Annotated in this window: 26 protein-coding genes; 11 read left to right on the forward strand and 15 right to left on the reverse strand. The window is 44.5% G+C overall.

Going from position 1 to position 26,115, the window contains the following annotated elements; translation table 11 throughout:
* Window positions 1-25: 25 nt before the first annotated feature.
* Window positions 26-1,336: an anaerobic C4-dicarboxylate transporter family protein gene (locus ACYIA1_RS10495; RefSeq protein ID WP_005864743.1), complete on the forward strand. Its 1,311-nt coding sequence runs from the start codon at window positions 26-28 to the stop codon at window positions 1,334-1,336.
* Window positions 1,337-1,406: 70 nt separating this feature from the next.
* On the opposite strand, the gene ACYIA1_RS10500 is transcribed toward ACYIA1_RS10495, so the two are convergent.
* Window positions 1,407-1,766, reverse strand: coding sequence for a thioredoxin domain-containing protein (locus tag ACYIA1_RS10500; protein ID WP_005854641.1), 360 nt, complete (start codon window positions 1,764-1,766; stop codon window positions 1,407-1,409).
* Window positions 1,767-1,863: 97 nt separating this feature from the next.
* Between ACYIA1_RS10500 and ilvA the strand changes: the two genes are divergently transcribed.
* Entirely contained in the window at window positions 1,864-3,063 is a 1,200-nt protein-coding gene (gene ilvA, locus ACYIA1_RS10505) for a threonine ammonia-lyase (protein WP_008773447.1), read from the forward strand.
* 162 nt (window positions 3,064-3,225) lie between these two features.
* On the opposite strand, the gene ACYIA1_RS10510 is transcribed toward ilvA, so the two are convergent.
* The 4 genes from ACYIA1_RS10510 to ACYIA1_RS10525 are packed head-to-tail and all read right to left on the reverse strand — an operon-like array spanning window position 3,226 to window position 6,897.
* Window positions 3,226-3,510: a winged helix-turn-helix domain-containing protein gene (locus ACYIA1_RS10510; RefSeq protein ID WP_005864739.1), complete on the reverse strand. Its 285-nt coding sequence runs from the start codon at window positions 3,508-3,510 to the stop codon at window positions 3,226-3,228.
* Window positions 3,495-4,124, reverse strand: coding sequence for a hypothetical protein (locus ACYIA1_RS10515; RefSeq protein WP_005864737.1), 630 nt, complete (start codon window positions 4,122-4,124; stop codon window positions 3,495-3,497). Before ACYIA1_RS10515 ends, ACYIA1_RS10510 begins: the two co-directional genes overlap by 16 nt.
* An 18-nt stretch (window positions 4,125-4,142) precedes the next feature.
* Window positions 4,143-6,521 carry an outer membrane beta-barrel protein gene (locus tag ACYIA1_RS10520; protein WP_057326929.1) on the reverse strand — a complete coding sequence of 793 codons (2,379 nt, stop codon included), beginning with the start codon at window positions 6,519-6,521 and terminating at the stop codon, window positions 4,143-4,145.
* Window positions 6,522-6,525: 4 nt separating this feature from the next.
* Window positions 6,526-6,897 carry a DUF2141 domain-containing protein gene (locus ACYIA1_RS10525; RefSeq protein ID WP_005864733.1) on the reverse strand — a complete coding sequence of 124 codons (372 nt, stop codon included), beginning with the start codon at window positions 6,895-6,897 and terminating at the stop codon, window positions 6,526-6,528.
* 334 nt (window positions 6,898-7,231) lie between these two features.
* Here ACYIA1_RS10525 and ACYIA1_RS10530 point away from each other — a divergent pair, with 334 nt between their 5' ends.
* On the forward strand, window positions 7,232-7,759 hold the full coding sequence (locus ACYIA1_RS10530) for an O-acetyl-ADP-ribose deacetylase (RefSeq protein WP_005854629.1): 528 nt from the start codon (window positions 7,232-7,234) through the stop codon (window positions 7,757-7,759).
* Here ACYIA1_RS10530 and ACYIA1_RS10535 read toward each other — a convergent pair.
* Window positions 7,740-8,399, reverse strand: a complete 660-nt coding sequence (locus tag ACYIA1_RS10535) for a DUF5715 family protein (RefSeq protein ID WP_008773450.1) — start codon at window positions 8,397-8,399, stop codon at window positions 7,740-7,742. The two genes, ACYIA1_RS10530 and ACYIA1_RS10535, sit on opposite strands and share 20 nt — an antisense overlap.
* A gap of 226 nt (window positions 8,400-8,625) precedes the next feature.
* Between ACYIA1_RS10535 and ACYIA1_RS10540 the strand changes: the two genes are divergently transcribed.
* The 4 genes from ACYIA1_RS10540 to ACYIA1_RS10555 are packed head-to-tail and all read left to right on the forward strand — an operon-like array spanning window position 8,626 to window position 12,092.
* Entirely contained in the window at window positions 8,626-9,618 is a 993-nt protein-coding gene (locus ACYIA1_RS10540) for a PhoH family protein (protein WP_005854625.1), read from the forward strand.
* Between the two features lie 11 nt (window positions 9,619-9,629).
* Window positions 9,630-10,580: a phosphoribosylaminoimidazolesuccinocarboxamide synthase gene (locus tag ACYIA1_RS10545; protein WP_005864727.1), complete on the forward strand. Its 951-nt coding sequence runs from the start codon at window positions 9,630-9,632 to the stop codon at window positions 10,578-10,580.
* A gap of 10 nt (window positions 10,581-10,590) precedes the next feature.
* Window positions 10,591-11,334: a bifunctional demethylmenaquinone methyltransferase/2-methoxy-6-polyprenyl-1,4-benzoquinol methylase UbiE gene (gene ubiE / locus ACYIA1_RS10550; RefSeq protein ID WP_008773451.1), complete on the forward strand. Its 744-nt coding sequence runs from the start codon at window positions 10,591-10,593 to the stop codon at window positions 11,332-11,334.
* 14 nt (window positions 11,335-11,348) lie between these two features.
* The gene (locus ACYIA1_RS10555; protein ID WP_005854619.1) at window positions 11,349-12,092 is read left to right on the forward strand and encodes a shikimate dehydrogenase family protein; all 744 of its coding nucleotides are present in this window, start codon (window positions 11,349-11,351) and stop codon (window positions 12,090-12,092) included.
* A 109-nt stretch (window positions 12,093-12,201) separates the two neighbouring features.
* Here ACYIA1_RS10555 and ACYIA1_RS10560 read toward each other — a convergent pair whose 3' ends face one another.
* The 5 genes from ACYIA1_RS10560 to mutY are packed head-to-tail and all read right to left on the reverse strand — an operon-like array spanning window position 12,202 to window position 16,424.
* The gene (locus tag ACYIA1_RS10560) at window positions 12,202-12,819 is read right to left on the reverse strand and encodes a 4'-phosphopantetheinyl transferase family protein (protein WP_057326930.1); all 618 of its coding nucleotides are present in this window, start codon (window positions 12,817-12,819) and stop codon (window positions 12,202-12,204) included.
* A 1-nt stretch (window position 12,820) separates the two neighbouring features.
* Window positions 12,821-13,402 (reverse strand): gliding motility lipoprotein GldD, encoded by a 582-nt coding sequence (gene gldD, locus ACYIA1_RS10565; RefSeq protein ID WP_005864719.1) that lies wholly within the window; start codon window positions 13,400-13,402, stop codon window positions 12,821-12,823.
* Between the two features lie 6 nt (window positions 13,403-13,408).
* Complete coding sequence (gldE, locus tag ACYIA1_RS10570; RefSeq protein ID WP_480335217.1) at window positions 13,409-14,761, reverse strand: gliding motility-associated protein GldE; 1,353 nt, start codon at window positions 14,759-14,761, stop codon at window positions 13,409-13,411.
* Between the two features lie 25 nt (window positions 14,762-14,786).
* A complete protein-coding gene (locus tag ACYIA1_RS10575) occupies window positions 14,787-15,296 on the reverse strand; it encodes a single-stranded DNA-binding protein (protein ID WP_005864715.1) in 510 nt (169 codons plus the stop codon).
* A 48-nt stretch (window positions 15,297-15,344) separates the two neighbouring features.
* Window positions 15,345-16,424, reverse strand: coding sequence for an A/G-specific adenine glycosylase (gene mutY, locus ACYIA1_RS10580; RefSeq protein WP_005864713.1), 1,080 nt, complete (start codon window positions 16,422-16,424; stop codon window positions 15,345-15,347).
* A gap of 189 nt (window positions 16,425-16,613) precedes the next feature.
* Between mutY and ACYIA1_RS10585 the strand changes: the two genes are divergently transcribed.
* The 4 genes from ACYIA1_RS10585 to ACYIA1_RS10600 all read left to right on the forward strand — a co-directional run bounded on the left by ACYIA1_RS10585 (window position 16,614) and on the right by ACYIA1_RS10600 (window position 22,946).
* Window positions 16,614-16,886, forward strand: a complete 273-nt coding sequence (locus tag ACYIA1_RS10585) for an HU family DNA-binding protein (RefSeq protein ID WP_005854607.1) — start codon at window positions 16,614-16,616, stop codon at window positions 16,884-16,886.
* A gap of 225 nt (window positions 16,887-17,111) precedes the next feature.
* Window positions 17,112-18,689 carry an Rne/Rng family ribonuclease gene (locus tag ACYIA1_RS10590; RefSeq protein ID WP_195320288.1) on the forward strand — a complete coding sequence of 526 codons (1,578 nt, stop codon included), beginning with the start codon at window positions 17,112-17,114 and terminating at the stop codon, window positions 18,687-18,689.
* Window positions 18,690-18,890: 201 nt separating this feature from the next.
* Window positions 18,891-20,822 (forward strand): molecular chaperone DnaK, encoded by a 1,932-nt coding sequence (gene dnaK / locus ACYIA1_RS10595; RefSeq protein ID WP_005864708.1) that lies wholly within the window; start codon window positions 18,891-18,893, stop codon window positions 20,820-20,822.
* A gap of 207 nt (window positions 20,823-21,029) precedes the next feature.
* Window positions 21,030-22,946 carry a sensor histidine kinase gene (locus tag ACYIA1_RS10600; protein ID WP_221734665.1) on the forward strand — a complete coding sequence of 639 codons (1,917 nt, stop codon included), beginning with the start codon at window positions 21,030-21,032 and terminating at the stop codon, window positions 22,944-22,946.
* Window positions 22,947-23,066: 120 nt separating this feature from the next.
* Here the strand turns inward: ACYIA1_RS10600 and ACYIA1_RS10605 are convergent, their stop codons facing one another.
* The 4 genes from ACYIA1_RS10605 to ACYIA1_RS10620 all read right to left on the reverse strand — a co-directional run bounded on the left by ACYIA1_RS10605 (window position 23,067) and on the right by ACYIA1_RS10620 (window position 26,100).
* On the reverse strand, window positions 23,067-24,317 hold the full coding sequence (locus ACYIA1_RS10605) for an MFS transporter (RefSeq protein ID WP_005864650.1): 1,251 nt from the start codon (window positions 24,315-24,317) through the stop codon (window positions 23,067-23,069).
* Between the two features lie 20 nt (window positions 24,318-24,337).
* Window positions 24,338-25,123 (reverse strand): amidohydrolase, encoded by a 786-nt coding sequence (locus ACYIA1_RS10610; RefSeq protein WP_121961234.1) that lies wholly within the window; start codon window positions 25,121-25,123, stop codon window positions 24,338-24,340.
* 135 nt (window positions 25,124-25,258) lie between these two features.
* On the reverse strand, window positions 25,259-25,807 hold the full coding sequence (locus ACYIA1_RS10615; RefSeq protein ID WP_008773478.1) for a 1-acyl-sn-glycerol-3-phosphate acyltransferase: 549 nt from the start codon (window positions 25,805-25,807) through the stop codon (window positions 25,259-25,261).
* Between the two features lie 2 nt (window positions 25,808-25,809).
* A complete protein-coding gene (locus ACYIA1_RS10620) occupies window positions 25,810-26,100 on the reverse strand; it encodes a C2H2-type zinc finger protein (RefSeq protein WP_005854588.1) in 291 nt (96 codons plus the stop codon).
* Between the last annotated feature and the right edge of the window lie 15 nt (window positions 26,101-26,115).

The following is a 26,115-nucleotide window of genomic DNA, read 5'->3' on the forward strand; positions in this document are numbered from 1 at the left end:
AACTAAATCAAAAGAATTGCACAGCATGTTGTTACAATTAGCTTTCGTTTTAATAGCCATCATCATAGGTGCCCGTATCGGTGGTATCGGATTAGGCGTGTTAGGAGGTCTCGGACTCGGTATACTCACCTTTGGATTCGGGCTCCAGCCCACTTCCCCTCCTATCGATGTCATGCTTATGATCGTTGCCGTAATAGCGGCAGCTAGTTGTATGCAAGCCGCTGGTGGACTTGATCTGATGGTTAAGTGGGCGGAGAAATTGCTTCGCAAGAATCCTCAACGAATCACGATATTAAGCCCGTTCGTCACCTATTTGTTTACCTTCATAGCCGGAACGGGGCATGTGGCTTATTCGGTCCTTCCGGTAATCGCCGAGGTCGCTACGGAAACGAAGATCCGTCCCGAACGTCCGATGGCGATCGCCGTGATCGCTTCCCAGCAGGCTATTACGGCCAGTCCGATATCGGCGGCTACGGTAGCGATGCTTAGTATGTTATCCGGATATCATATCTCCTTGATGGATATCCTTATGATATCTGTTCCCTGTACTTTATTGGGGGTATTGGCGGGAGCGATCTATTCTTTAAGGGTTGGTAAAGAATTGGATCAAGATCCGGAATACTTAAAGCGGGTAGCGAACCATGAGTTCAGTACGAAGCATTACGAGACGAAAGGCGTGGAAAACCAAAAGAAAGCGGCTTTATCGGTCGCTATATTTGTTCTCGCAACGATAGCGATCGTTATTTTTGGTTCTATGGAGTCCCTACGTCCGGTCTTTACCGTCGGCACGGAAAAGGTCTCGATGCAGATGTCACATATTATTGAGGTATTAATGTTGACAGCCTCCGCTTTCATCTTATTATTCACAAAAACGGATGGAATCAAGGCCGCACAGGGTTCCGTTTTTTCCGCAGGCATGCAAGCGGTGGTAGCGATCTTCGGTATCGCTTGGATGGGAGATACATTTATCGCCGGCAATATGACTGAATTAAAGGGATCTATCGAGCATATAGTTACACAGATGCCTTGGTTATTCGGATTGGCCCTTTTCGTAATGTCCATTTTATTATTTAGCCAAGCGGCTACCATTCGTGCGTTATTGCCGCTAGGGATCGCATTGGGAATCTCACCCTATATGTTGATCGCTTTATTCCCCGCCGTAAACGGTTATTTCTTCATCCCAAACTACCCGACAGTCGTAGCCGCCATCAACTTCGATCGTACAGGCACGACCCGCATCGGTAAATACATCTTGAACCATTCTTTCATGATGCCGGGATTGATAGCGACCGGGGTTTCTGTAGGATTGGGGTTACTATTCATTCAATTCATATAATAAGAAAGCAAAAATAGAGACGCAGCATACACGCTACGTCTCTACACCCCACACCATATATCATATTATATTACTTCAACAATTTTTCCTGAATCAACTGCTTTAACTCCAGTTTTCCCATCGTGCCGATCATCATCTCACGGGGGCCGTCTAGCGGGCAAAACATCAAAGTGGGAATCGTTCGGATATTAAAGGCTGTCTCGAGTGCCTCCTCTTGATCTACATCCACCTTATAAATATAAATCTTCCCATCAAATTCTTTGGCAAACTCATCCAATATAGGGCTTAAGCGTTTGCAATAACCGCACCAAGGAGCGTGAAAATCTATGAGGCAAGGACGACTTCCTATATATTTCCAATCTTTGGGATTCGCCTCAAAATCACCGACATTGGCGATAAAACCATCTTTCGTTAAATCGATCACTACCATACTTCTCTATATTTTGATTTATAATATAACAAAGATAAGTATGAATAGGTTGCGGTATTTTTTATACTTTCGCGGCATCGTTTTAACAACAGACAGAATGCTCACACTTGATAAAATTTATCAGGCATCATATGCCTTGAAGACAGTCATCAGACGCACTGATTTAATCAGCGCTCCCAATATCAATCCGGAATCCCATATTTTTCTAAAACCAGAGAACTTACAAGTAACCGGATCGTTTAAAGTGCGCGGCGCTTGTTTCAAGATCGCCCAGCTTACGGAAGAAGAGAAATCGCATGGCGTAGTGGCTTGCTCGGCAGGAAACCATGCCCAAGGTGTGGCATTAGCGGCTACCGCTCATGGTATCAAGTCCTTAATCTGCTTGCCCGATAACGCTCCTATCTCTAAAGTCGAGGCTACTAAATCTTATGGGGCAGATGTATGCCTTGTCGAAGGTGTTTACGATGACGCCTATAACAAGGCTTTACAATTGAAGGATGAGAAAGGATACACATTTATCCATCCGTTTGATGATGAGGATGTGATCGCCGGACAAGGGACCATCGGTTTGGAGTTATTGGAACAACTCCCGGAAGTAGAGGCCGTAATCATTCCGATCGGAGGGGGTGGGCTGATCTCCGGAGTCGCCTATGCCATCAAGAACTTGAACCCGAATATCAGAGTTTACGGAGTGCAAGCCAAAGGAGCGCCCAGCATGTTAAACTCTATCGAGCATGGGAAAATCGAACGCCTCGAAGGTGTCCGTACCATAGCCGACGGTATCGCCGTAAAAGAACCGGGAATACATACTTTCGATCTTTGCCAGCAATATGTGGACGAGATCGTATCCGTGACAGACGATGAGATTTCCACCGCTATCCTCGCGTTGATCGAGCAACATAAATTAATCGCCGAAGGGGCGGGTGCCGTAGCCGTGGCCGCCGCCATGTTTAATAAAGTACCCATCAAAGGGAAAAAAGTAATCTGTTTGATTTCCGGCGGAAATATCGACGTGAATATCCTTTCCCGGGTAATCGGACGTGGTTTGCAGAAATCCGGCCGCTCTTGTTCCATGACGATCGAATTGGTAGACAAACCCGGACAACTACAGCACGTATCTGAAATCATTGCCTCTACCGGCGCTAACGTAGTATCCGTATATCACGAGCGTGTCAGCCATACGGCTGATATCAATGGCTGTTATCTGCGGTTGGAGATGGAAACAAGGAATCAACAGCAGATTAATGAGATCCGGCAATTACTCACCGTTTCGGGATATAAGATAGTGGAAGGATAAACAATTCGCCCCTAAGCATACAATTGATTGGCAAACCATTACTGTGCCACTACTTTCCATAGGCGTGGCACAGCCGTGCCATCTTAGTGGCACACTTGTGCCATCCTTATGGCATAGCTGTGCCATCACGGTGGCACAAGCGTGCCCTAAGAATGGCACAAGCTAAATATTAATATATTGTCTTAATGTATTCACATACTCCTCCATCGCCAAGCGTCCTTTATCTGTGATCCGGCAAACCGTTCGGGGCTTCTTCCCGGCAAACCCCTTCTCGATCTCGATATAACCAGCTTCATTAAGTTTGTCCAATTGGACGCTGAGATTTCCTGCGGTAGCGCTCGTCTTCTCCTTGATATAGACAAACTCCGCCTCCTCCACCGATAGTAAAATGGACATCACCGCTAGCCGGAGTTGGGAATGCAATAAAGGATCTAATTCTTTAAACATTGTTTTTTAGCTTTATTATTAAGAATATGCCCGGGAATAATCATCATTACCACAAATGAAAGGCCAAAATACAAATACCATAAAACTGTGACAGGATCATGATTTATCAAACTCATCAGCATGTGGATAACTAAAACGAAAGCAACCACCGGAGAGTAAATCATCCATTTCTCCCGCAAGATAATGCCATTTATAGATACCCCTAATCCACAATATAATAACGATAAAGGAAGCATCAATATAAAATTGACGGATTGCCCATAAAGCGCACAAAATACCGCGATCAAGACGAACGTCAGTCCAAACATACAGCCAAACACTTGCCATACCTTGGAGATCGTCTTGTCCGTATAAGTCACCACGGCCGGCTCACAACCTCTTTGCTTATATGAAATAACTGGTCCGACAGCAAACATGAGCATCCATCCCCAAGACCAAATATAATTTTGAGTACACAATATCAAGGAGGATATCACGACCGATAAGAGGACGGTAAAATATCCCCAATAAAGTAACACATTGCCACTCCCTACTTTCATGTTTCGCTTACTGGAGTTAATCATCTGAGTGATAATATCCAGACTTTCTTTTTCTGATAATTTTCTATCTTCCATAATTGTATTTATTTTATGTTATTTTTCATTCAGGCGACTCCGTTCGGAACCGGAACCTATCTCAATCTTACTCTTCCTTACTTTCTTTCCGCTATTGAAATTCCATGTCAACGCAACCTTAAAGACCCTTCCAGTAAGTCCGTTTTCATAACGGGATGATGTTCGATAAACATCCAACGTACTGGCGTACTCATTGGCTTGGTTAAAGATATTATCGACTGAAACTGCCAACAATAGCTTATCATTCAAAAGTTTCTTCCTCGCCATTACTCCAACCGTATGCCGGGGGGCGACCTCGCTATTACCGGAATATAGCTGGCTCGTTCCACTATACCGGGCCTCCACCGTAAAACCTGCCGGCAACGTAAAGGTAGCGATCACATTGGCAAACCCTAAATAATGAGACAAGAAAGAAGACAATTCCGTCATCCGGATATCCTGCCGTACGCCTATGAAATTCCCTGTCAAGTTACACCAAGTAAAGGGTTGATACGGCAAGCTGACCGCTACAAACCAATGGTTTTCCCGATCGTGATTTTCATACGTGATATAGGATACATCGGGATTCGCCACATCTTGTTTACAGAACTCCCGGATCAAGTCGTGGTGCAAGTTTCCTCCTACAGTCACCGTATAACGATAATTATAAACCAACGTTACACTGAAACGATTGATATAAGTAGGACGCAGATAGGGATTCCCGATCTGGTAGCTATAGTCCGAACTCTGTATACGATTCGGATTCAAGGTATAGAACGGAGGACGTTCGATATTACGAGCATATTGCCCGACCAGCATCCATCTCTTGATGGGATCGAACGCATAGGTCACGTTCAAGTTCGGAAAAAGATCCAGATAATCCCGACTAAAATCCTCACTTCTATCCGACGTCTTGGAATATTCCGCACGTACCCCCGCAGCAAACGACCAGTTCTTGATCTCCGCAGAGAAAGAGGCGTAAGCTCCTACTATATTTTCATTATATCTCAAGGTATATCCATATTCCTCATTTGGAATCCAGCTACCACTAGAGGTTACCCCCTCATACAAGGAATGATCATCCATCAATGTATAGGCATATTTGGTCCCGATTTTCAAAGACATTTTTTCACGCAAATTCTTTTGGAAAGAAATATCGGTTGTCGCCATATCATAATCCGCCGCCGCATGACTCCGGTAAACCGTGTCATAGCTCCAACTAGACTGTTCATAACAGATCGTATGGAAATTATCCCCGGTTGATCGCTTACTTACGTAATCGGCTATGACCTTAAATACCGAGCCTCGATCATCCATTTCGCGTAAGTAATTGACCGTAGCGGAAAACGTGTTATAATCATCCTTCTGTCGATAATTCCCCGTACTCTTCATAGGATAAGAGTTCTTTACTAAATCCGTTTGACTCCAAGATGTTCCATCCGAAGCTTGATTGATATATTCGATCTCAGCTCCGACACTATTCAGCGAATCGATCTCGAAAATAGCCCCGACACGTCCATTCCCATATTTGGAATCCGTATCATACAAAGATTGAGACACAAACTTATTCCCCACCGTTCCGTATTCCCTGTTGGAGTTCATCTCTCCTTTATCCCGGGGAGTAAAAGTACCCGATACCGCTCCATTCAAGCTCCATTTCCCGACACGTGCATTTACGGACGCCGATGGAATATACCCTTGTAAAGATGGAGACAATGACGTACCTAAAGATACATATCCTTGCATACCGTTATCCGGACGTCGCCGCAATGAGATCTTGATCACTCCACCCTTAGTTGAGGCCTCATACTCAACTCCCGCGATCGGTATTACCTCAATCCTTTTTATATCCTCCGATTTCAAAGACCGCAAATAAGCCAGTAGTTCCTCTCCCGTTAAACGAATCTCACGATCATCCACAAACACCTTCGTTCCTTGCGCCCCGTTTATCGAGATAGTTTCATCCGAGAGCCAGACACCCGGTGCCTGTGACAATAATTCCGTACCATCCTTTCCGGCAGATGGCATGACCGACATGATAAAGCGGTCCGCCTTCCGCTCGATATTCTTCGCTTGAACAACAACTTCCCTCAGAACATGGTTCGATAGATCTAGAATCAAGGAATCCCGCCGTTTTATCGGCAAGATCAGCTCTTTCCGTAAAGGCTCGTATCCGAGGCATTGAACAACAAGCCTATACTTCCCAGCCTCCGCCTCCATGCTAAAATCGCCATCACTATTGGCCACGGTACCCTCTACCTGTTTTTCTCCCGATAAAAGCACAGCGGTCGCATATTCCACGGCATTTCCCTCCGCATCGGAAACATGGGCTTTATAAACCGTTTGTCCCGAGATCTTTTGGGCACTACTCCCGCCTATCGCCAAAATCCAGAGCCATAGTAGTAAAAACCGTACCATGGCTCTATTGATTTACCGGATAATACAGTTTTAATTTGAAAGTCGCTTCCTCATCCTTCACCTCGCAACTTTTCAACACATATCCTTCCGCAGGCCCTTTTCCTTCCAGCATATCCATTTGCCAATTCTCGTTCTCGTCATGGAATACGGACAGATCAAACTTTTCCCAATCCACGTTTTCCAGCCGGATCGTAACCTTTCCTTTCTCAGACTTCGCCATGCCATAAACAGGCTTGGTATCTTTTCCTGACTGAGCCATAACTAGGATATTCCCATGGTTATCACGTATATTTCCAATCTCTACAATAATAGTACGTGCCTCTATGCAACCACATACCAACATGAATAAAGATAATATGAATAAAACTCGTCTCATTTTAGTATCCTCCTCTTAATTATTATCACTGTTACTGCAAACAAGTTTATTTTATAAACCATCCATGGATAAAAAAATGCAAAGGAGCTGCGCATCACTCTTTGCACATCACAAATATAGATAAGTTTATTTTATAAACCAAATAATATTATAAAATATTCCAATAAAAATTTGACTCTGCAAAATACAGCCAAAATCCCCCACTAACCCTCCTAGAAAACACGTACATGCTTTCAAAACAACTATTTTAAGTTTGAAACAAAGCAACTTTTTCGCTATATTGCGCACATTTAGAATATATATGAACAGGACCAACATACAAATAACTAAAGATATGAACGAACGAATAATTGCTATACAAGCAGATATTACGACATTGGATGTAGACGCCATCGTAAATGCCGCGAACAATAGCTTATTGGGAGGTGGCGGCGTAGACGGTGCCATCCATTGGGCCGCCGGTCCGGAACTCCTTGACGAATGCCGGACTTTACAAGGATGCCCGACCGGAGAGGCGAAGATAACGAAAGGTTATCGATTGAAAGCCCGTCATGTCATACACACCGTCGGTCCCATCTACCGAAACGGACAACACGGAGAGCCGGAGCTACTGGAAAATTGTTATCGAAACTCCTTGCGATTGGCGAAAGAGAACAGACTGAGAACAATCGCTTTCCCATCAATAAGCACCGGCGTATATGGCTATCCTATCGAGGAGGCGGCACGGATAGCGATCCGCACGATCGATACCTTCCTAAAAGAGAATCCGGAAATCCAGCAAGTCACGATGTGCTGTTTCTCCGGATACGACAAATCGGTTTATACGAAAGCGCTGGAACAAATTACAACTCACGAGCCGTAATGTGGAAACACCCTTGCTTGCGTTCGTGCTTGATATAGCAACGATCCGCCCTGCGCAAATCACGAAGCACGGAGGCAAGCACCATTTTCAAGCGGTCCTTATCAATATTTAAGGTATCTTTCTCATCTATCTTAGTATAGCGTACCCATGATACATCGAACGTAGTTCCGTATTGGTGGGCAGAGTTGAGAGAAGAGTTCGTATTCCTTTTTCTCAATTTCTTGACATCGGCAACCGTACGGGTTACACTGGTTACCTTTATTTTATAGATGGAAGCATTCAAGTTTTTCAATGAGTCTTGGAAGTTTTTCCCGATATCCTCCAGCAGATTAGCGGCTTCCGGCACCAAATACGGAATAGAGTGCGTCAACTCCTCTACCTCGTAATAGTCATTCGTCTTGATCTCCACCATATCCCGGGAGGCGTGCTCCGCTCCTTCCCTCGAAGAGACAGGCTCTATGCCGATCTTCTTCGCAACGGACAAATGAACGTCATTCAAATCATTAAAATCACGATTATAGCTTCCATTGTACCAAATCTTCTTCAATTCACCTCTTTTCTCCTTACAAGAAGAAAAAGCCGTCGCCGACACGATCACGACCAGCAACAACATCACATTAAACACAGTCTTCATCTTCATTTCCTTCGTTTTGCCTGACAAACATACGGAAAAATCCGAAATTCCCCCTTAACTCCAATTAGTTTTTCTCTAAATGGTAGACGAACGGCTGAAAGATGTGTTCCCGTGAAATAAAACTTCTCCCTTTGCATCAATGGATAAAGAATATTACTAATTTTGTAACTTGATTCGAATAATAAAAAATAGCACATCTTTTTGAAGCGTAATTTAATAAAAGGAATAGCGGATGATTGAAAGAATTTATATTCTTGAAAGCGTAGACCCGGTAATTTTCTACGGTGTGAATAACTCTAATATGCAATTGATCAAGACATTGTTTCCGAAATTGCGTATCGTTGCCCGTGGAAATGTGATGAAAGTGATTGGAGATGAAGATGAGTCCGAGCTTTTTCTCAAGAAAATCCGTGAGGTGGAAAAATACTGTGAGGAGTTTAACTCGCTCTCCGAAGACGTGATTCTGGATATTATAAAAGGGAAAGGCCCCACGGTCGTGAAGCAGGAGAACCTGATCATCCACGGCATGAATGGCAAGCCGATTACCGCACGTACCGAGAATCAACAGTTATTGGTAAAGGCTTTCGAGAACAACGATCTGGTTTTCGCCACAGGACCCGCCGGTTCGGGCAAAACATTCGTCGCTATCGCCCTAGCCGTAAAAGCATTAAAGAATAAGGAAGTACGGAAGATCATCTTAAGCCGTCCCGCCGTGGAAGCCGGAGAAAAACTGGGTTTCTTGCCGGGTGAGATGAAGGATAAGCTAGATCCCTATCTGCAACCGCTTTACGATGCCTTGCAGGATATGATACCGGCAGCCAAGCTGAAGGAATATATGGAGAATAACGTGATACAGATCGCCCCGCTAGCGTTTATGCGCGGTCGTACCTTGAACGACGCCGTCATTATATTGGACGAGGCGCAAAACACGACGACGCATCAAATCAAGATGTTCTTGACCCGCTTGGGTATGAACGCCAAGATGATCGTCACCGGAGATGTCACGCAGATAGACCTTCCGCCTTCTACCACGTCCGGATTGATACAGGCCATGCAAATATTGAAGGGCGTAAACGGGATCGGTAAGATCGAGTTCACCAAGAAAGATATTGTCCGGCATAAACTTGTCCAACGAATCGTAGAGGCTTATGATAAGTTCGATGATAAACGGAAGAAAGAGATCAAAGAGGCAAAAGAGAAGAAAACGAATATAGACAACAACTAAAAGTAAGAGTCATGAAGAAGGCATTAGTTAAAACAGACTTCAATTTCCCGCGACAAAAGAGCGTATACCATGGGAAAGTACGCGACGTGTACAACATCAATGACGAGGTATTGGTAATGGTCGCTACAGACCGTATTTCCGCTTTCGATGTTATCTTGCCGGAAGGTATTCCTTACAAGGGACAAATGTTAAACCAGATCGCCGCCAAGTTCCTTGACGCTACGACTGATATTTGTCCGAACTGGAAAATGGCGACTCCGGACCCGATGGTAACGGTTGGCGTTCAATGCCAAGGTTTCCCGGTTGAGATGATCGTACGCGGTTATCTGTGCGGAAGCGCATGGCGTGCTTATAAGAGCGGCGTGCGTGAGATCTGCGGCGTGAAACTACCGGAGGGTATGCGTGAAAACCAACGTTTCCCCGAACCCATCATCACCCCGACCACAAAGGCTGAGATCGGAGAGCATGATCAAGATATCTCTAAAGAGGAGATTCTCGCTAAAGGTTTGGTCTCTAAAGAGGACTACGAGGTTCTTGAGAAATATACGATGGCCTTGTTTAAACGCGGTACCGAGATCGCTAAGGAACGTGGCTTGATCTTGGTTGACACGAAATATGAGTTCGGTCATCGTGACGGCAAGATCTATTTGATCGACGAGATCCATACTCCGGATTCCTCCCGTTATTTCTACTCAGAAGGATACGAGGATCGTTTCGCCAAAGGGGAACCGCAGAAGCAACTTTCCAAGGAGTTCGTCCGCGAATGGTTGATGGAAAATGGCTTCCAAGGTAAATCCGGACAGAAAGTTCCTGAAATGACACCGGAGATCGTAGAAGGAATCAGCAACCGATATATCGAATTGTTCGAGCATATCACAGGGGAGACTTTTGTAAAAGGCGAGACTGATAACTTGCTGAACCGCATCGAGAAAAACGTTACCGAATATTTACAGAATAAATAAGATACCGCACATGACACAGTATGGTTCAGAGACAATACTTCCTTATAACAAAGAGGAACAAAAGGGTACGCAAGTCAAACGTATGTTCGACTCGATAGCCGAAACGTATGATCAACTCAACCATACTCTCTCATTTGGTATCGACAAGATATGGCGCAGGAAAGGGATCGCTTTCCTGCGTCCTTTCTCTCCTAAAACGATACTGGATATCGCTACCGGTACCGGAGACTTGGCTATCTCCATGTACAAAAAGCTGCGACCCGACCATATCGTCGGTGCCGACATCTCGTTAGGCATGATGGAAGTGGGACGGAAAAAAGTAGCTGCCGCCGGTTATTCGGAGTATATATCCTTCGAGCAACAGGACTGTACGGCCTTGACCTACGAGGAAAACTCGTTCGATGCCGTAACCGCCGCTTTCGGGGTTCGTAATTTTGAGAACATAGAGCAAGGTATCTCAGAGATGTACCGGGTGCTGAAACCCGGTGGGCATATCATGATCTTGGAACTTTCCACACCGGAACATTTTCCCATGAGACAACTCTACCAGATCTATTCAAAGACCGTCATCCCCTTTATCGGACGTCTACTCTCTAAAGAAAAAGTCGCGTATAATTATTTGCCGGCTTCCATCAAGGTAGTTCCTCAGGGAAAGGTCATGACGGATTTACTCACCCGCCAAGGCTTCAAGCAGGCCCGTGTACGGACCTTTACCTTCGGGATCTGTTCATTATATACAGGATCTAAAGAATAAACAATAAAAAGGTTATGCAGAAATATGGCTTACTGGGATATCCCCTCGGACATTCGTTTTCTAAAACGTATTTCAACCAGAAGTTTGAGGCGGAGAAGATCGACGCTGAGTACTTGAATTTCGAGATTCCCTCTATCAAGGAGATTAAGAACGTAATCAAAGAAAACCCTGAACTTAACGGTTTAAACGTGACCATTCCTTATAAGGAACAAGTAATCCCATATTTAGACGATTTGGATGACGATGCCCGTCAGATCGGAGCGGTAAATGTCATCAAGTTCACAAAAGGTCTTTTCGGCAAACTTAAACTGAAAGGATATAACTCGGATATTATCGGATTCAAGCAATCGATTGATCCTTTATTGAAAGAAACGCACCGGAAAGCGTTGATCCTTGGTACGGGAGGGGCGTCGAAGGCAGTCTTCCACGGACTGAAACAGCTAGGCGTTGGTGCCACGCTGGTTTCTCGCAAACCGAAAGAATTTTGTATCACGTACGATGAGATTACTCCGAAAACCATGGAGCAATATACGGTGATCGTAAACACGACTCCCTTAGGCATGTTCCCTAATATAGACTCATGTCCGGATATCCCGTACGATTTACTTACGCCGAATCATCTATTGTATGATTTACTTTACAATCCGGATGAGACCCTTTTCATGAAGAAAGGAAAAGAAAAAGGCGCCGTCGTGAAAAATGGTCTGGAAATGCTTCTATTACAGGCTTTCGCCGCTTGGGAGATCTGGCAGAAATAGATCGAACGATATCTTTCCAACCACATGATTCGATGAAGCTAGCTTCGTGAGCCAATGAAGTTAGCTTCGTGAGCCAATGAAGTTAACTTCACAAGCGTATGAAGTTAACTTACTTCAACCAAGTCAATACATAGTCCGGTGTAACTTGATATGCCAACTCATATTCCCGACATGCCTCGGTCCGGGTTTCTCGTCCCTTAAACGTCCCACTCGATAAATAAGGAAAAGGATTCACGTGAAGATGCTTTTGAAAGTCCACTCCTTCCTGCCCGATTATCTTGAACAAGGTTTCTTTGGCGCACCAATGGATTAATAGATGCTCGACCTCATGCTCCAGATCGATACCCGCCTCTTCCTCCGGATTCATAAAGCGACTTCGTATTTTCAAGATCCGGTCCGAACGATACTCGATATCGATCCCTGTCGGACGCTTATCCAAGATTACCGCCACATAATCTTTCGTATGAGATATACTTATATATAAAGGTACGCACGCGAGGAACGGGGCACCCGTAGAATGATAGTCAACCCTTACCTCCTCTCCTAAAAGCTCTTTTAAAAGCACCCGGCTGGCGAAATGTTCCTGCCTCCGCTTCTCTGCCGATACCCGCTCCAAAAAAGAAGAATAGTCCGCTTTATGCTCAAGCATCCCCAAAAGCTCATCAGAACTTTCTTCCATTTTCCAGACTCCATGCAGCGGCGAGAGTTGTTTATATAGCAAGGCCATATTATTCTTTCCAACTAAAAGTTTGTATAAGTTCTATGATATCTTCCCGGATATATTGGATAGCGGGAGCTAATGAATCCGCATTGGGTTTACAGTCAAAATACAAGGCTCCCCGGAAGAAATTCGATACACTATCTGTCAACAGGAATTGTATGGGAGAAGCCGATTCTCCATCCAGAAGAAACAGCGAGCCATAAACGTTTGCGGCAGGGTTGGAATACGCTTTCTCCGATATCCGATTCTCCGACTTTATTTGGCGGGCGACGAAAGAGCGGCTTTCCGTCTCCACCGTCACCAAGGACGCGGGAGTAATTGGCAAATAGCTGCAATAAAGCTTAGCCTCTAACTCCGGATACGAGATATTCAAGCCCGTAACACCCTTCTTTTGATCCGGCACCTCTATGACCGCAGTCTGAGAGACATCAAAATTAAAAGGCAGGTAACTGAGATCAAGCGGTTTATATTGTGCCTTCGAAGGTTCGATACGAACATAGCCCCGTGGCTTCGGCGTATATTCCACACACGAAATACAGCATATCCCTAAAAACAGAGAACCTCCTATGACAGCAGCTATCCATTTCATAAACATTTACTTCGTATCTTTCCCATTCTCATCATTCCCTGTACCTTCAGGGATACGGTTAAATTTAACCTTTAATATCCTCCTGTTATCCACTTCCAGCACTTGGAAACGATATTCCTTAAAATCTATAATCTCCCTACGGCGTGGAAAATCCCCTTTTATCTCCAACAAAAGACCGGCCAAAGTTTCCACTTCTTCCGTCAATTTACCAAAATCTGAGGGATCGGCATCGATAACTCGGAAGAAATCCGTCAATAATATCTTTGCCTCAAAGATCAAGCTACCGTCTGCTAAACGGATGAATTGTTGCTCATCCTCATCATACTCATCGGAGATCTCTCCGACAATTTCCTCTAGGATATCTTCCATCGTCACGATACCGGAGGTACCGCCAAACTCATCGACCACGATCGCCATATGAATTTTATTGGTACGGAACTCTTCCAGCAAATCATCGATCTTCTTGGTTTCCGGCACGAAATAGGCCGGTCGGATCAAACTCTGCCAACGGAATGTATCGGGCTTGTCAATATAGGGCAATAAGTCCTTGATATATAAGATACCTTTTATATTATCCTCAGTCTCGGAATATACCGGAATACGCGAATAGCCGGATTTGATAATAAAATCAACCACCTCACGGAAACTGATCTTGATCTCGATATCTTCCATATCCAAACGAGGAGTCATGATCTCATCAGCGGTCTTATTATAAAACTTGATAATCTCCGCCAGCATCTCCTTCTCCTCCGGGATCTCGGTAGAGGTTAGCTCTAACGCTTTAGAAAGCTCATCTACAGAGATATCATATTTCTTTTTCGCTAACGCTTTATTGATGACCGATGTGGAATTAACCAAGATTTTCGAGAATGGGCGGCAGAAGCGTTCCAAACCACTTAATACGGAGGCTGAAAAACGAACAAAACGCAAAGAATTCTTCTGTGCGTAAATCTTAGGCATGATCTCCCCAAAAAGTAAAAGCAAGAAAGTCAGTAGAATCGTCTCAAGCACAAAGCCTAGAAGAGGAGCGGCCGAGAAATTAATCCAAGCGTTAATCGCATAGGTACACAACATAACGACCGCCACATTTACGAAATTATTAGCGATCAATATAGATGCCAATAGATACTCCGAACGTTTAAGGAGACGTTTGATAACAGGATCTGCCGGGCGATTCTCTTCCCCGATCTCATTTAGGTCGCCCGGGGTTAGAGAAAAGAATGCCACTTCAGAGGCCGACACGAAGCCGGAAACAAACAGCAGTAAAAAAGCGAGGCTTAATGCGATCACAGGACCCGCTGTCAGCGCCTGCACCGTTACGTTTTCAAATAAGCCCGATAAATAATAGTCCGAGTCCAAGGGAAACAGTATTAGTTAAACAATATCAGAACGGGAGATCATCCGCGTCACTGGATTCTGAGAATGCGCTAGGCTGCGAGGCGGCTGGCTGTTGATAAGCGGTATTTGGCGCCGTAGTCGGTTGAGCCGATTGTCCTTGCCCCACATTGGGCTGCATACTACCGCCTTGTGCAGTCGTATTTCCACCATCGGCCGGACGGGAACCCGTACTGTAAAACTCGATACGATCCGCATGGATCTCCGTAACATATCGTTTCACGCCGCTTTGGTCATCATAATTACGAGTACGAATCTTGCCTTCCACATATACACCGGAACCTTTACGTACCCATTTTTCCACGAAAGGAACCAAATCCCGACGAACTACGATATTATGCCACTCCGTACGTTCCGGAACCACCGTTCCATTTGCCAACGTATACCCACGTTCCGAGGTTGCCAGCGGGAAATTAGCGACAGCGGCACCACTGTCAAAATAGCGAACGTCAGGATCTTTGCCTACGTTGCCGATCAATATAACCTTATTCAATGACATAATTCAAATTCTTAATAACCATACAAAGAAACACAAATTCAATCATTCTCACAAGTTTCCGTTTAATTTCTCTAAATAAATATGTATCAGCCGGGGAACGGCATACTTCTCAATATCCCGGCAAGGCAAAGAGAGATAATTCCCCAAGGATTCCGGAACCAGCTCTATCTCTATTTGATAGAAAGAAGCGTATAAAATTTGATGGGAGAGCGTATGCTTTACATTCGATAACCCTTGGGTGATACTCAATTTTCCAGCATCTCCCAATAGGTTACGGAAGGCTTGCGTCTCACACAAACCGGAAAAATCCATCGCATGATCCGTCTCGATCAAAGGAAATTCATACAAGCCGGTCCAGATATCCTTCCCCGCCCGTCTGTTCATCCAAGTTTGTCCTTTATATATAATGTATAGATAGTGGAAATAACGATCCCTTGTCTTCGTCTTATTTTGTTTCACCGGATAAGCTTGCACATTGCCGGAAGCGAACGCCATGCATTTATCTTTTAGCGGGCACACCCCGCAGTCCGGGTTTTGAGGAACACATTGCAAAGCACCCAATTCCATGATCGCCTGATTATGCGTCCCTGCGTTCTTAGGGTCCAAGATCATTCCGGCCAGTTCCGCGAATTGCTTTTTACCCTTCGTGGTGTCGATCGGCGTATCTACGGCAAACAAACGGGAAAGTACCCGGTACACATTTCCATCCACGACCGGACACGGTTGGTTCCAAGCAAAGGAGACGATCGCCGCCGCCGTATACTCCCCGATACCTTTCAAGGATAATACCTCTTTATAATTCTCCGGGAAAACCCCGTTAAACCGCTCCATGATAGATTTAGCCGCCGCATGTAAGTTACGAGCCCGGCTATAATACCCCAAGCCCTGCCAATATTTCAGCACCTCATCCTCTTCCGCCGCCGCTAGAGATGCCACATCCGGGAAACGTTCGGTGAAACGCAAAAAATACTCCAATCCCTGTACAACCCGGGTTTGTTGCAATATAATCTCCGATATCCAGATGATATAAGGGTCTCTCGTTTCCCTCCAAGGAAGCTCTCTTTTATAGGTTTCATACCACTCAACCAATATCCGGCTGATTTCTAACTCACTTTCATACTGTAACATAACTGCTCCCTTTCTCTCTTTTCAACATCATAACTATTTGATTACCGCAAACATACATATATATTACGAATCGAGAAGAATCTTTTTATTTAAAAATTGAAGCTCAATTCTTTTTCCACTTAAATAAAAAGCTATATATTTGCATTCCAAAAAATTAATAGGTCAAAATCAATTAATTAATTTATAGACATGACTAAAGCAGATATTGTTAGCGAGATTTCAAAAAGCACTGGTATCGACAAACAGACAGTGCTAGCAAGCGTTGAGTCCTTCATGGATATCGTAAAAAGTTCTTTAGCCCAAGGCGAAAACGTTTACTTGAGAGGTTTCGGAAGTTTCGTTATTAAGAAGAGAGCTCAAAAGACAGCTCGTAATATTTCAAAAAATACTACGATCATCATCCCGGAACACAACATTCCGTCATTCAAGCCGGCTAAGACTTTTATTGGTGAAGTTAAGTAATTAATTATTATACGTTTAATTTAAAATTTTAAAGCGATGCCTAGCGGAAAGAAAAGAAAAAGACATAAAATGTCTACGCACAAGCGCAAAAAGAGACTGAAGAAGAATAGACATAAGAAGAAATAAGTCTATCTAACGAACTCTAAAGAACAAACTTAATAAGTGACCTTTTAAGTTTGTTCTTTGCGTATTTTATAAGGTCTGATCTTAAAAAACACATCTTAAGTGATTAGTGAATTAGTAGTTGATGTACAGCCCAAAGAGGTATCTATCGCCGTCTTGGAGGACAAGAGCCTTGTGGAGCTCCAAAAGGAGGCCCGCAACGTCTCGTTCGCCGTTGGTGATATCTATCTAGGTAAGGTTAAGAAACTGATGCCGGGCTTAAACGCTGCGTTCATTGATGTCGGTTACAAAAAGGATGCGTTTCTTCACTATTTGGACTTAGGTCCTAACTTCAACACCCAACAGAAATATTTAAAGCAATTGCTGAGCGATCCCAAAAAGGCGCCGGTACTGTCGAAAACTCAGATTCTACCGGAGATCGAAAAGAACGGGAGTATTAGCGACGTGCTGAAAGTAGGACAAGAGGTGTTGGTTCAAATTGCTAAAGAGCCTATCTCGACGAAAGGTCCCCGATTGACTTCCGAGCTTTCTTTTGCCGGAAGATATATTGTGCTGATACCGTTCGCCGATAAAGTATCTGTCTCCACCAAAATTAAATCAAGCGAGGAACGGGCTCGTTTGCGCCAGTTAATCCAAAGTATCAAACCGAAGAATTTCAGTGTTATCGTACGGACATCCTCGGAGGGCAAACGTGTCGCAGAGCTTGATCATGAACTAAAGACATTGATGAAACGATGGGAAGATAATATCGTGAAGGTGCCTAAACTCAAAGCTCCGGCTATTATTTATGAGGAAACGGCACGTACCGTAGCTTTGCTTCGGGATATATTCAACCCCTCTTTCCAAAATATTTATGTAAATGACAAGGAGGTCTACAATAATGTCCGCGACTATGTAAGCTTGATCGCACCGGGACGGGAAGAAATCGTACAGTTATATACGGGAGAGCTTCCTATCTTCGACAACTTTGCGGTCACCAAGCAAATCAAGTCGCTATTCGGACGAACTGTCACTTACAAGAGTGGAGCTTACTTGATTATCGAGCACACGGAAGCTATGCACGTTATCGACGTGAACAGCGGGAACCGTTCCAAAGGCAGCGATGCCCAAGAGAAGACAGCTATCGACGTAAATACCGCCGCCGCCGATGAGATCGCCCGTCAGCTCCGCTTACGAGACATGGGAGGTATCATCGTCATAGACTTTATCGATATGGCAGAGGCTGCCAACCGGCAAAAGCTATTTGAACACATGACAAAGGCAATGGCAAATGACCGGGCTAAACACAATATCCTTCCTCTTAGTAAGTTTGGCTTGATGCAGATTACCCGTCAGCGGGTACGTCCGGCAATGGACGTGGATACGTCAGAAGACTGCCCATCCTGTTTCGGAACAGGAACGGTTAAGCCTTCCATCCTGTTTACCGACAGCCTGGAAGAAAAAATAGATTGCTTAGTAAACAAACATCACGTGAAGAAATTCACCCTGCATGTACATCCGTATGTCGCAGCGTATGTGAACAAGGGGTTGTTCCCCTTGAGCATGAAGTGGAAAATGAAGTACACACATGGTTTAAAAGTTATTCCCAATCAAAGTCTCGCCTTTCTTGAATACAAATTCTTTGATGCCGACAAGAATGAGCTTGACATGAAAGAAGAAAAGGAAATAATCAACAAATAACAAGAGAAGCCCCGGGCCTATTAAAGCGGTTCCGGGGCTTTCTGTATTCTGCCAAACCGTCAAAATGTCACGATTCATGACACGTATTATTTATTTTCAAACCCAAACTTCTTTGGCACGGCATTTGTTGAATACTATGTGAATCCTTTAAACAAGGAGGATGACGGACGATGAATAATAACAATTAAAATATTTACAATCATGGGAAAGATTATTGGAATCGACTTAGGAACAACCAACTCTTGTGTTGCCGTATTGGAAGGTAACGAACCGGTTGTTATCGCGAACAGCGAAGGTAAAAGAACAACACCTTCAATCGTAGCTTTCGTAGAAGGCGGCGAGCGTAAGGTAGGTGATCCCGCAAAACGTCAGGCTATCACCAATCCTGAAAAGACTATATTCTCTATCAAACGTTTCATGGGTGAAACTTATGACCAAGTACAAAAGGAAATCAATCGCGTTCCTTATAAAGTAGTGCGTGGTGATAACAACACTCCTCGTGTAGATATCGAAGGACGTTTGTATACTCCGCAGGAAATCTCAGCGATGATCCTGCAGAAAATGAAAAAGACAGCTGAGGATTATTTGGGACAGGAAGTAACGGAAGCCGTTATCACAGTACCTGCTTACTTTAGTGACGCTCAACGTCAGGCTACGAAAGAGGCTGGTGAGATCGCAGGTTTAACCGTACGCCGTATCGTAAACGAACCGACTGCCGCTTCTTTAGCTTATGGTTTGGATAAGACGAACAAAGACATGAAGATCGCCGTATTCGACTTAGGTGGTGGTACATTCGATATCTCCATCCTTGAGTTAGGTGACGGCGTATTCGAGGTAAAATCAACAAACGGTGATACTCACCTAGGTGGTGATGACTTCGACCACGTAATCATCGACTGGTTGGCTGAAGAATTCGAACGAGAGGAAGGCGTAGACTTACGTAAAGACCCGATGGCTTTACAACGTTTAAAAGAAGCTGCCGAGAAAGCGAAGATCGAGTTGTCAAGTACGACTAGCACGGAGATCAACTTGCCGTATATCATGCCGGTAAACGGTATTCCAAAGCACTTGGTTAAGACTTTGACTCGTGCTAAATTCGAACAATTGGCTGACGGTCTGATCCAAGCATGTATCGAACCGTGCCGTCAATCCTTGAAAGACGCAGGTTTATCAACTTCTGATATCGACGAAGTGATCTTGGTAGGTGGTTCTACTCGTATCCCGGCCGTACAGGCTATCGTTGAGAAATTCTTCGGTAAAGCTCCGTCTAAGGGCGTTAACCCGGATGAAGTAGTAGCCGTAGGTGCAGCGATCCAAGGTGGTGTATTGACAGGTGAGGTTAAGGACGTATTGTTGTTGGATGTTACTCCGCTGTCTTTAGGTATTGAGACAATGGGTGGTGTAATGACTAAATTGATCGAGTCTAACACGACCATCCCGACCAAGAAGTCCGAGACATTTACGACTGCTGTAGACAACCAGCCTTCTGTTGAGATCCACATCTTGCAAGGAGAGCGTTCTTTGGCTAAAGACAACAAGTCTATCGGCCGTTTCCACCTAGATGGAATACCTGCCGCACAACGTGGTGTCCCTCAGATCGAGGTTACATTCGATATCGACGCCAATGGTATCTTGAACGTATCCGCCAAGGATAAAGGAACCGGTAAAGTACAAAGTATCCGTATCGAGGCTTCCAGCGGTTTGAGCGATGATGAGGTTAAGCGTATGAAAGAAGAGGCTGCCGCAAACGCAGAGGCCGATAAGAAAGAGAAAGAGCGTATCGATAAATTGAATCAAGCGGATAGCATGATCTTCCAGACCGAGAAACAATTGAAAGATCTTGGTGACAAGCTTCCGGCAGACAAGAAAGCTCCGATCGAAGGTGCCTTGAACAAATTGAAAGAAGCTCATAAGGCTCAGGATATCGCAGGTATCGATGCTGCTATGGCAGAATTGAACAGCGTATTCCAAGCAGCTAGCCAAGAAATGTACAACGCTCAAGGTGGCGGCGCTCAAGGCGGCCCGCAAGCAGATCCTAACTTCGGTGGTCAACAAGCTGGCGGTAACGCAGGTAGCAGCAACAACAGCAAAGACGGTAACGTTACGGACGTTGACTTTGAGGAAGTAAAATAAAAAGAAGCGGTTTTAATCGCTCCTTTACTCCACATAAGATAGAAAAACGGCTATCGGGTCCTTCGGGATCTGATAGCCGTTTTTTATTTTAGCCCTATATATTCAATAAAAAAGCCATTGATATCCAATAATTATTAATAAGTTTGCACTCGCATAAAAACACTCATTTTAAATTACGATTAAGGGCAACGTACTAATTTTCGACTTATGCTAGCGAGATCTATACAGAAATATTACATATTTGTTCTACTTTTTCTGCTAGCCATTCTACAGTCCTCTTGTCAACAGTCGGGAAATAAATATCGTATATTAGTAGTGCATTCCTATGAAAGCGATTATGTAGCTTATAAAGACTGCGATCGGTTGATCCGGGAATCCCTCGAGAAAAAGGGGATTAATCCGTCGATCCAAACATTCTATTTGAACTGCGAGCAATATGCGGCACCCGCCGAAGAAAAACGGATGTACCTGTATCTAGATTCGATCTCTACTTGGAAACCCGATCTGATTTTGGTCTACGAGGATCAAGCGACTTACACGTTAATGCAATGCCATCATCCGCTAATCTCTACAGTCCCCATTGTATTTGGCGGCGTAAATTTCCCCAATAAGGCACTATTAGCGCAATATTCGAATGTTTCCGGATTCTGGGACGAGCCCGACTACGTCACGAACATCCGCTTGATAGAACATCTGTTGGGCAAGTCTACGATTTATATGTTGCACGATAGCACGTATATAGATAGGCACATTAAGGCTACGTTACATGAGCAATGTGCTCAAGTAGACATTCGGGTCGATAATAATCGCATCATGTATATACCGGTAGAGATCGCTACTTTGGACAGGGTCAATCAAAGCTTAAAACGACCGGATAGTACGACCGTCAACGTCGTGCCCGTGCAAGGAGACAAGCTATCAGCTGTTTCTTGGTACATGAGTAAACACGTCCCTTACATCTACTATCTACAGGCCAAACGGGATTACCGGGTATTGAACACCAGCCGTTTTTCCAGTAAACCCTCTTTTACGGCGATCAACGAGGACCTAGGATATTCGAATAAACTTGTAGGTGGTTATATCACCTCCTTGGAAACCCAAATAGAAGAATCTACCGATAGAGCCGCGGAAATATTAAAAGGCTCCCCTAGCGAATCATTCCCACAGATAACAAAGAGCAAGAAGAATTATGTATTTGATTTCAATGAAGTCAAATATTGGAATATCGATAAAAGGCTTCTTCCGAAGGATGCTATACTTTTGAACTTTCCTTTTAAGGACCAATATCCAAGATTATTCTGGAGCTTGATAATCGTAGTCTGCACGATGTGCTGCTTTGTCTTCGGTAGCTTCATCATCATGTATACCCAAGAATCCAAGGCAAAACGACAAGCGCAAAAAGCCCTATTACATGAAAAGGAATCATTAGCGGAAGCCTTGGAGAAAGCCAATGAGTCCGACCGGATGAAATCCGTATTCTTGGCTAACATGAGTCATGAGATACGTACCCCGCTAAATGCGATCATCGGCTTTTCAAGCCTAATCGCCGAACTGGATCTGACAGCGGAAGAGAAGGAGCAATACGCTAATATCATCACGACCAATAACGAGTTATTACTAAAGTTAGTCAATGACATATTGGATTTAGCAAGGATTGAATCCGGAGGTATCATATTTCATAAGGAATCCTGCAATTTAACGGATTTAGTGAAAACCCTTTATAAACAACATCTTTCCGATGTCCCCGAAGGTATCGAATTCAAGGAGAAATGCCCCGATACGCCGATCTGCTTATATTCGGATAAAGAGCGACTTTACCAAGCGCTCGAGAACATACTGAAAAATGCCATAAAATTTACTTCCGCAGGCTTTATAGAGATCGGTTACGAGTATTCCACCAATGCACAAGACGTCCGACTTTATGTGCAGGATACAGGCATCGGGATCTCTCCCGAGGACCAAGAAGCGATATTCGAGCGTTTCAAGAAGCTGGATGATTTCGTGCAAGGAACAGGTCTTGGACTATCGATCTGCCAAGCTATCGTAAAACAATTAAACGGGCGTATCTTGCTCCAGTCCGAAAAGAATAAGGGTTGCCGCATCTCCTTGGTTTTTCAATTATAAACCAGCCTCAGAAGCAAAGAAAACAAACATTACTTCTTTGATCACCCTAAAATCCAAAGAAAGGGAAGGTAGCACATTCATCGTGACCCTCCCCTACACTCCCGGATTATCGGTATAAGATTATTTTTTCTTGAAACGCAAGAACGGCAATACAATAAATAAAGGTATGCAACAGATCATTACCCAGATAAAGAAATGTTGGTAACCGATCTGCTCCTGTATCCATCCCGATGCCATTCCCGGTAGCATCATACCTAACGCCATGAAACCGGTACTGATCGCATAATGCGAAGTCTTATATTCCCCTTCGGCGAAAAGCATCAGATACATCGTATAAGCCGTAAAGCCAAATCCGTAGCCGAATTGCTCGACAGCGACACAAGCGTTTACGACAACAATACTCTCCGGCATCGTATAAGCCATATACAAATAAACCAGATTCGGCAAGGAGATAGCCAATGCCATAGGCCATAACCAAGTCTTCAAGCCACCCCGGGATATAGCCAGACCTCCTAAAACCCCTCCGAGCAATAAGGAGATCACTCCCACCGTACCATAAGCGAACCCGACCTCACCGGTACTGAGCGCCAACCCGCCAACCTCCCGCCCATCCAGCAGGAAAGGAGAAGCCAACTTTACCAATTGGGATTCCCCCAGACGATACGTCAGCATAAAAAGCAAAGCCGGGATAATCCCTTTCTTGCTGAAAAAGCTCACGAAAGTATTGCCGAACTCCACCAAGATGGTATGAGGGGTGATATTCGTACGTTGCGCGTCACTCGCCGGACGGGGTAAGATATACTTATGCCACAAAGCCAAGGCGATAAAGGTACCGGCCAATACAAAAAACACCAGACTCCAAGCAAAAGAAATCCGCCCGGTACTCTCCTCCAAAAGCCCCGCCAGCATGACCAGCAGACCTTGTCCCGTTAGCATCGCCACCCTGTAGAACGTATTTCGGATACCGATAAAGAACGCTTGTTGCTCCTCCGTCAAGCCCAGCATATAGAACCCATCCGCGGCGATATCGTGCGTAGCGGAACTAAACGCCATCAACCAAAAGAAAGCCAAGGTAAACCGCAAAAAGAAATCCCCGGGAAGGACGAACGCCACACCTGCCATTCCCCCGCCAATCAATAGCTGCATGCTATAAATCCACCAACGCTTCGTTTTAATCAAGTCTACGAACGGGCTCCAGATGGGCTTGATCACCCAAGGAAAATAAAGCCAACTGGTAAATAAGGCGATATCCGTATTTGAGACGCCCAGACGTTTATACATGATCACAGAAAGCGTCATGACTACCACATAGGGCAAGCCTTCGGCAAAATAAAGAGACGGGATCCAAGCCCAAGGATTACGTTTTTCCATAATAAGAAGGAATTAAACGATTAGAAGTCAATACTAAATCCATCCGCATCCTTCCACGCCGGGAACTTAGCCCGGAACTCATCCAGCTCGCTCTTCTTCAAGGTACATGTCCGGGTGATTTCCTCTCGTTTTCCGGCATCAGCCAATTTCTTTCCTTTTGCGTTATAAATCATGGAATCCCCTCTGAAAAGAAAACCTTTCCCATCTACCCCCACACGGTTCACGCCACAGACATAAGCCATGTTCTCGATGGCACGTGCATGCAGCAATGCCTTCCACGCCTTCTTCCGGGCCTCGGGCCAATTGGCTACATAAATCAAAAGATCATATTCGTTATTCACGTTGCGGCTCCAAACCGGGAAACGTAGGTCATAACAAACCTGCAAACAAATATTCCAGCCTTTATAAGGCACGATCAGACGTTTGTCGCCCGCCGAGAAATGCTTGTCCTCCCCTGCCATACGGAACAAATGACGTTTATCGTAATAATACTCCTCTCCTTCCGGAGTGATGAAAAAAGCCCGGTTGTAGAACTTTCCATTATCTTTCGCGATAAAACTTCCAGCCACGGCCAGTTTATATTTCTTAGCCCATTCTTTTATAGTCGGTACGGTCTGGCCCTCCATCGTATCGGCTTGTTTCTCTACGTCCATGGAAAATCCCGTAGTAAACGTCTCCGGCAATACCGCTAAATCGGTTCTTCCACTAACACGGCGCAACAGTTCGCCGTAATAACCCAAGTTCTCTTCACGGTCTTCCCAAATGATATGGGATTGTATCATGCTGATACGTAAGTCTTCAGTCATAGAATAAAGATATTAAGGTAATAAAAAGACATATTGTGACAAGGAAACAGTTTCATGGTGAAGAAACAGTAGTTTCTTCATAGCAAAACTTTTGTTTTCCTATAGTAAAACTCTTATTTCTTCACCATAAAACTCCTATACCTGTACGAAATTCTCAGGATGGCAGGCGGTAACTCCCCGATACATCTCTCGTATCGTATGGATATCTTTATCCACATCACCTGTCGGATAAAAAACACCTTTCGTGCCAACCTCTTTCTTTCCATAATCAAAATAAGCCACCACGATCGGCACGTTCGCTTTCAAAGCGATAAAATAGAATCCTTTTTTCCAGTCCTTGGCCCGCTTCCGGGTACCTTCCGGTGTGACGGCCAATTGAAACCGCTCACTGGTCTTGAAACGTTCCACCATCTGATCGGTCACCGACGTACGTTTACCACGATCCACCGGAACACCTCCCAGCCAGTTAAACAGCAAATTAAAAGGGAAAAAGAACCACTCTTTCTTAATAAGGAAACCGGCGTTACACCCGATCGAGGTATAAAAAAGTTTCCCTACAATAAAATCCCAGTTACTGGTATGCGGAGCCACACATACGATACATTTCGGCAAATCCACGCCATCCACCGGGCCCAGCTTCCACCCCGCCATACGGAGTATCGCCTTACTAATTGCCTTCTTCATGCCTATTTGTCCTTGCTCAACTCTCCTATCTCGTCGGCGATAGCGTTAACCTCGTTTTGCAAGTCCTCTCTTAATTTGCGATAATAATTCCGTACGAGAGCCTTGTTATCCTTACCGTCGGGATGTCCGGCACGGACGATATAACTATCTTGCATATCTAGGATACGAGCCATCAAAGCATCCGCTTTCTCTTGATTTACTCCGGGTATATACAATTTGCAAACCAGCGCTTCCGTGAACAATTCACCAGCCACGTAGCTGATCTCTTTCTTTAAAATTCTTCTTTTAGCCATAATTATTTCATATTT

Source organism: Parabacteroides sp. KHUB-02, from assembly GCF_056640955.1.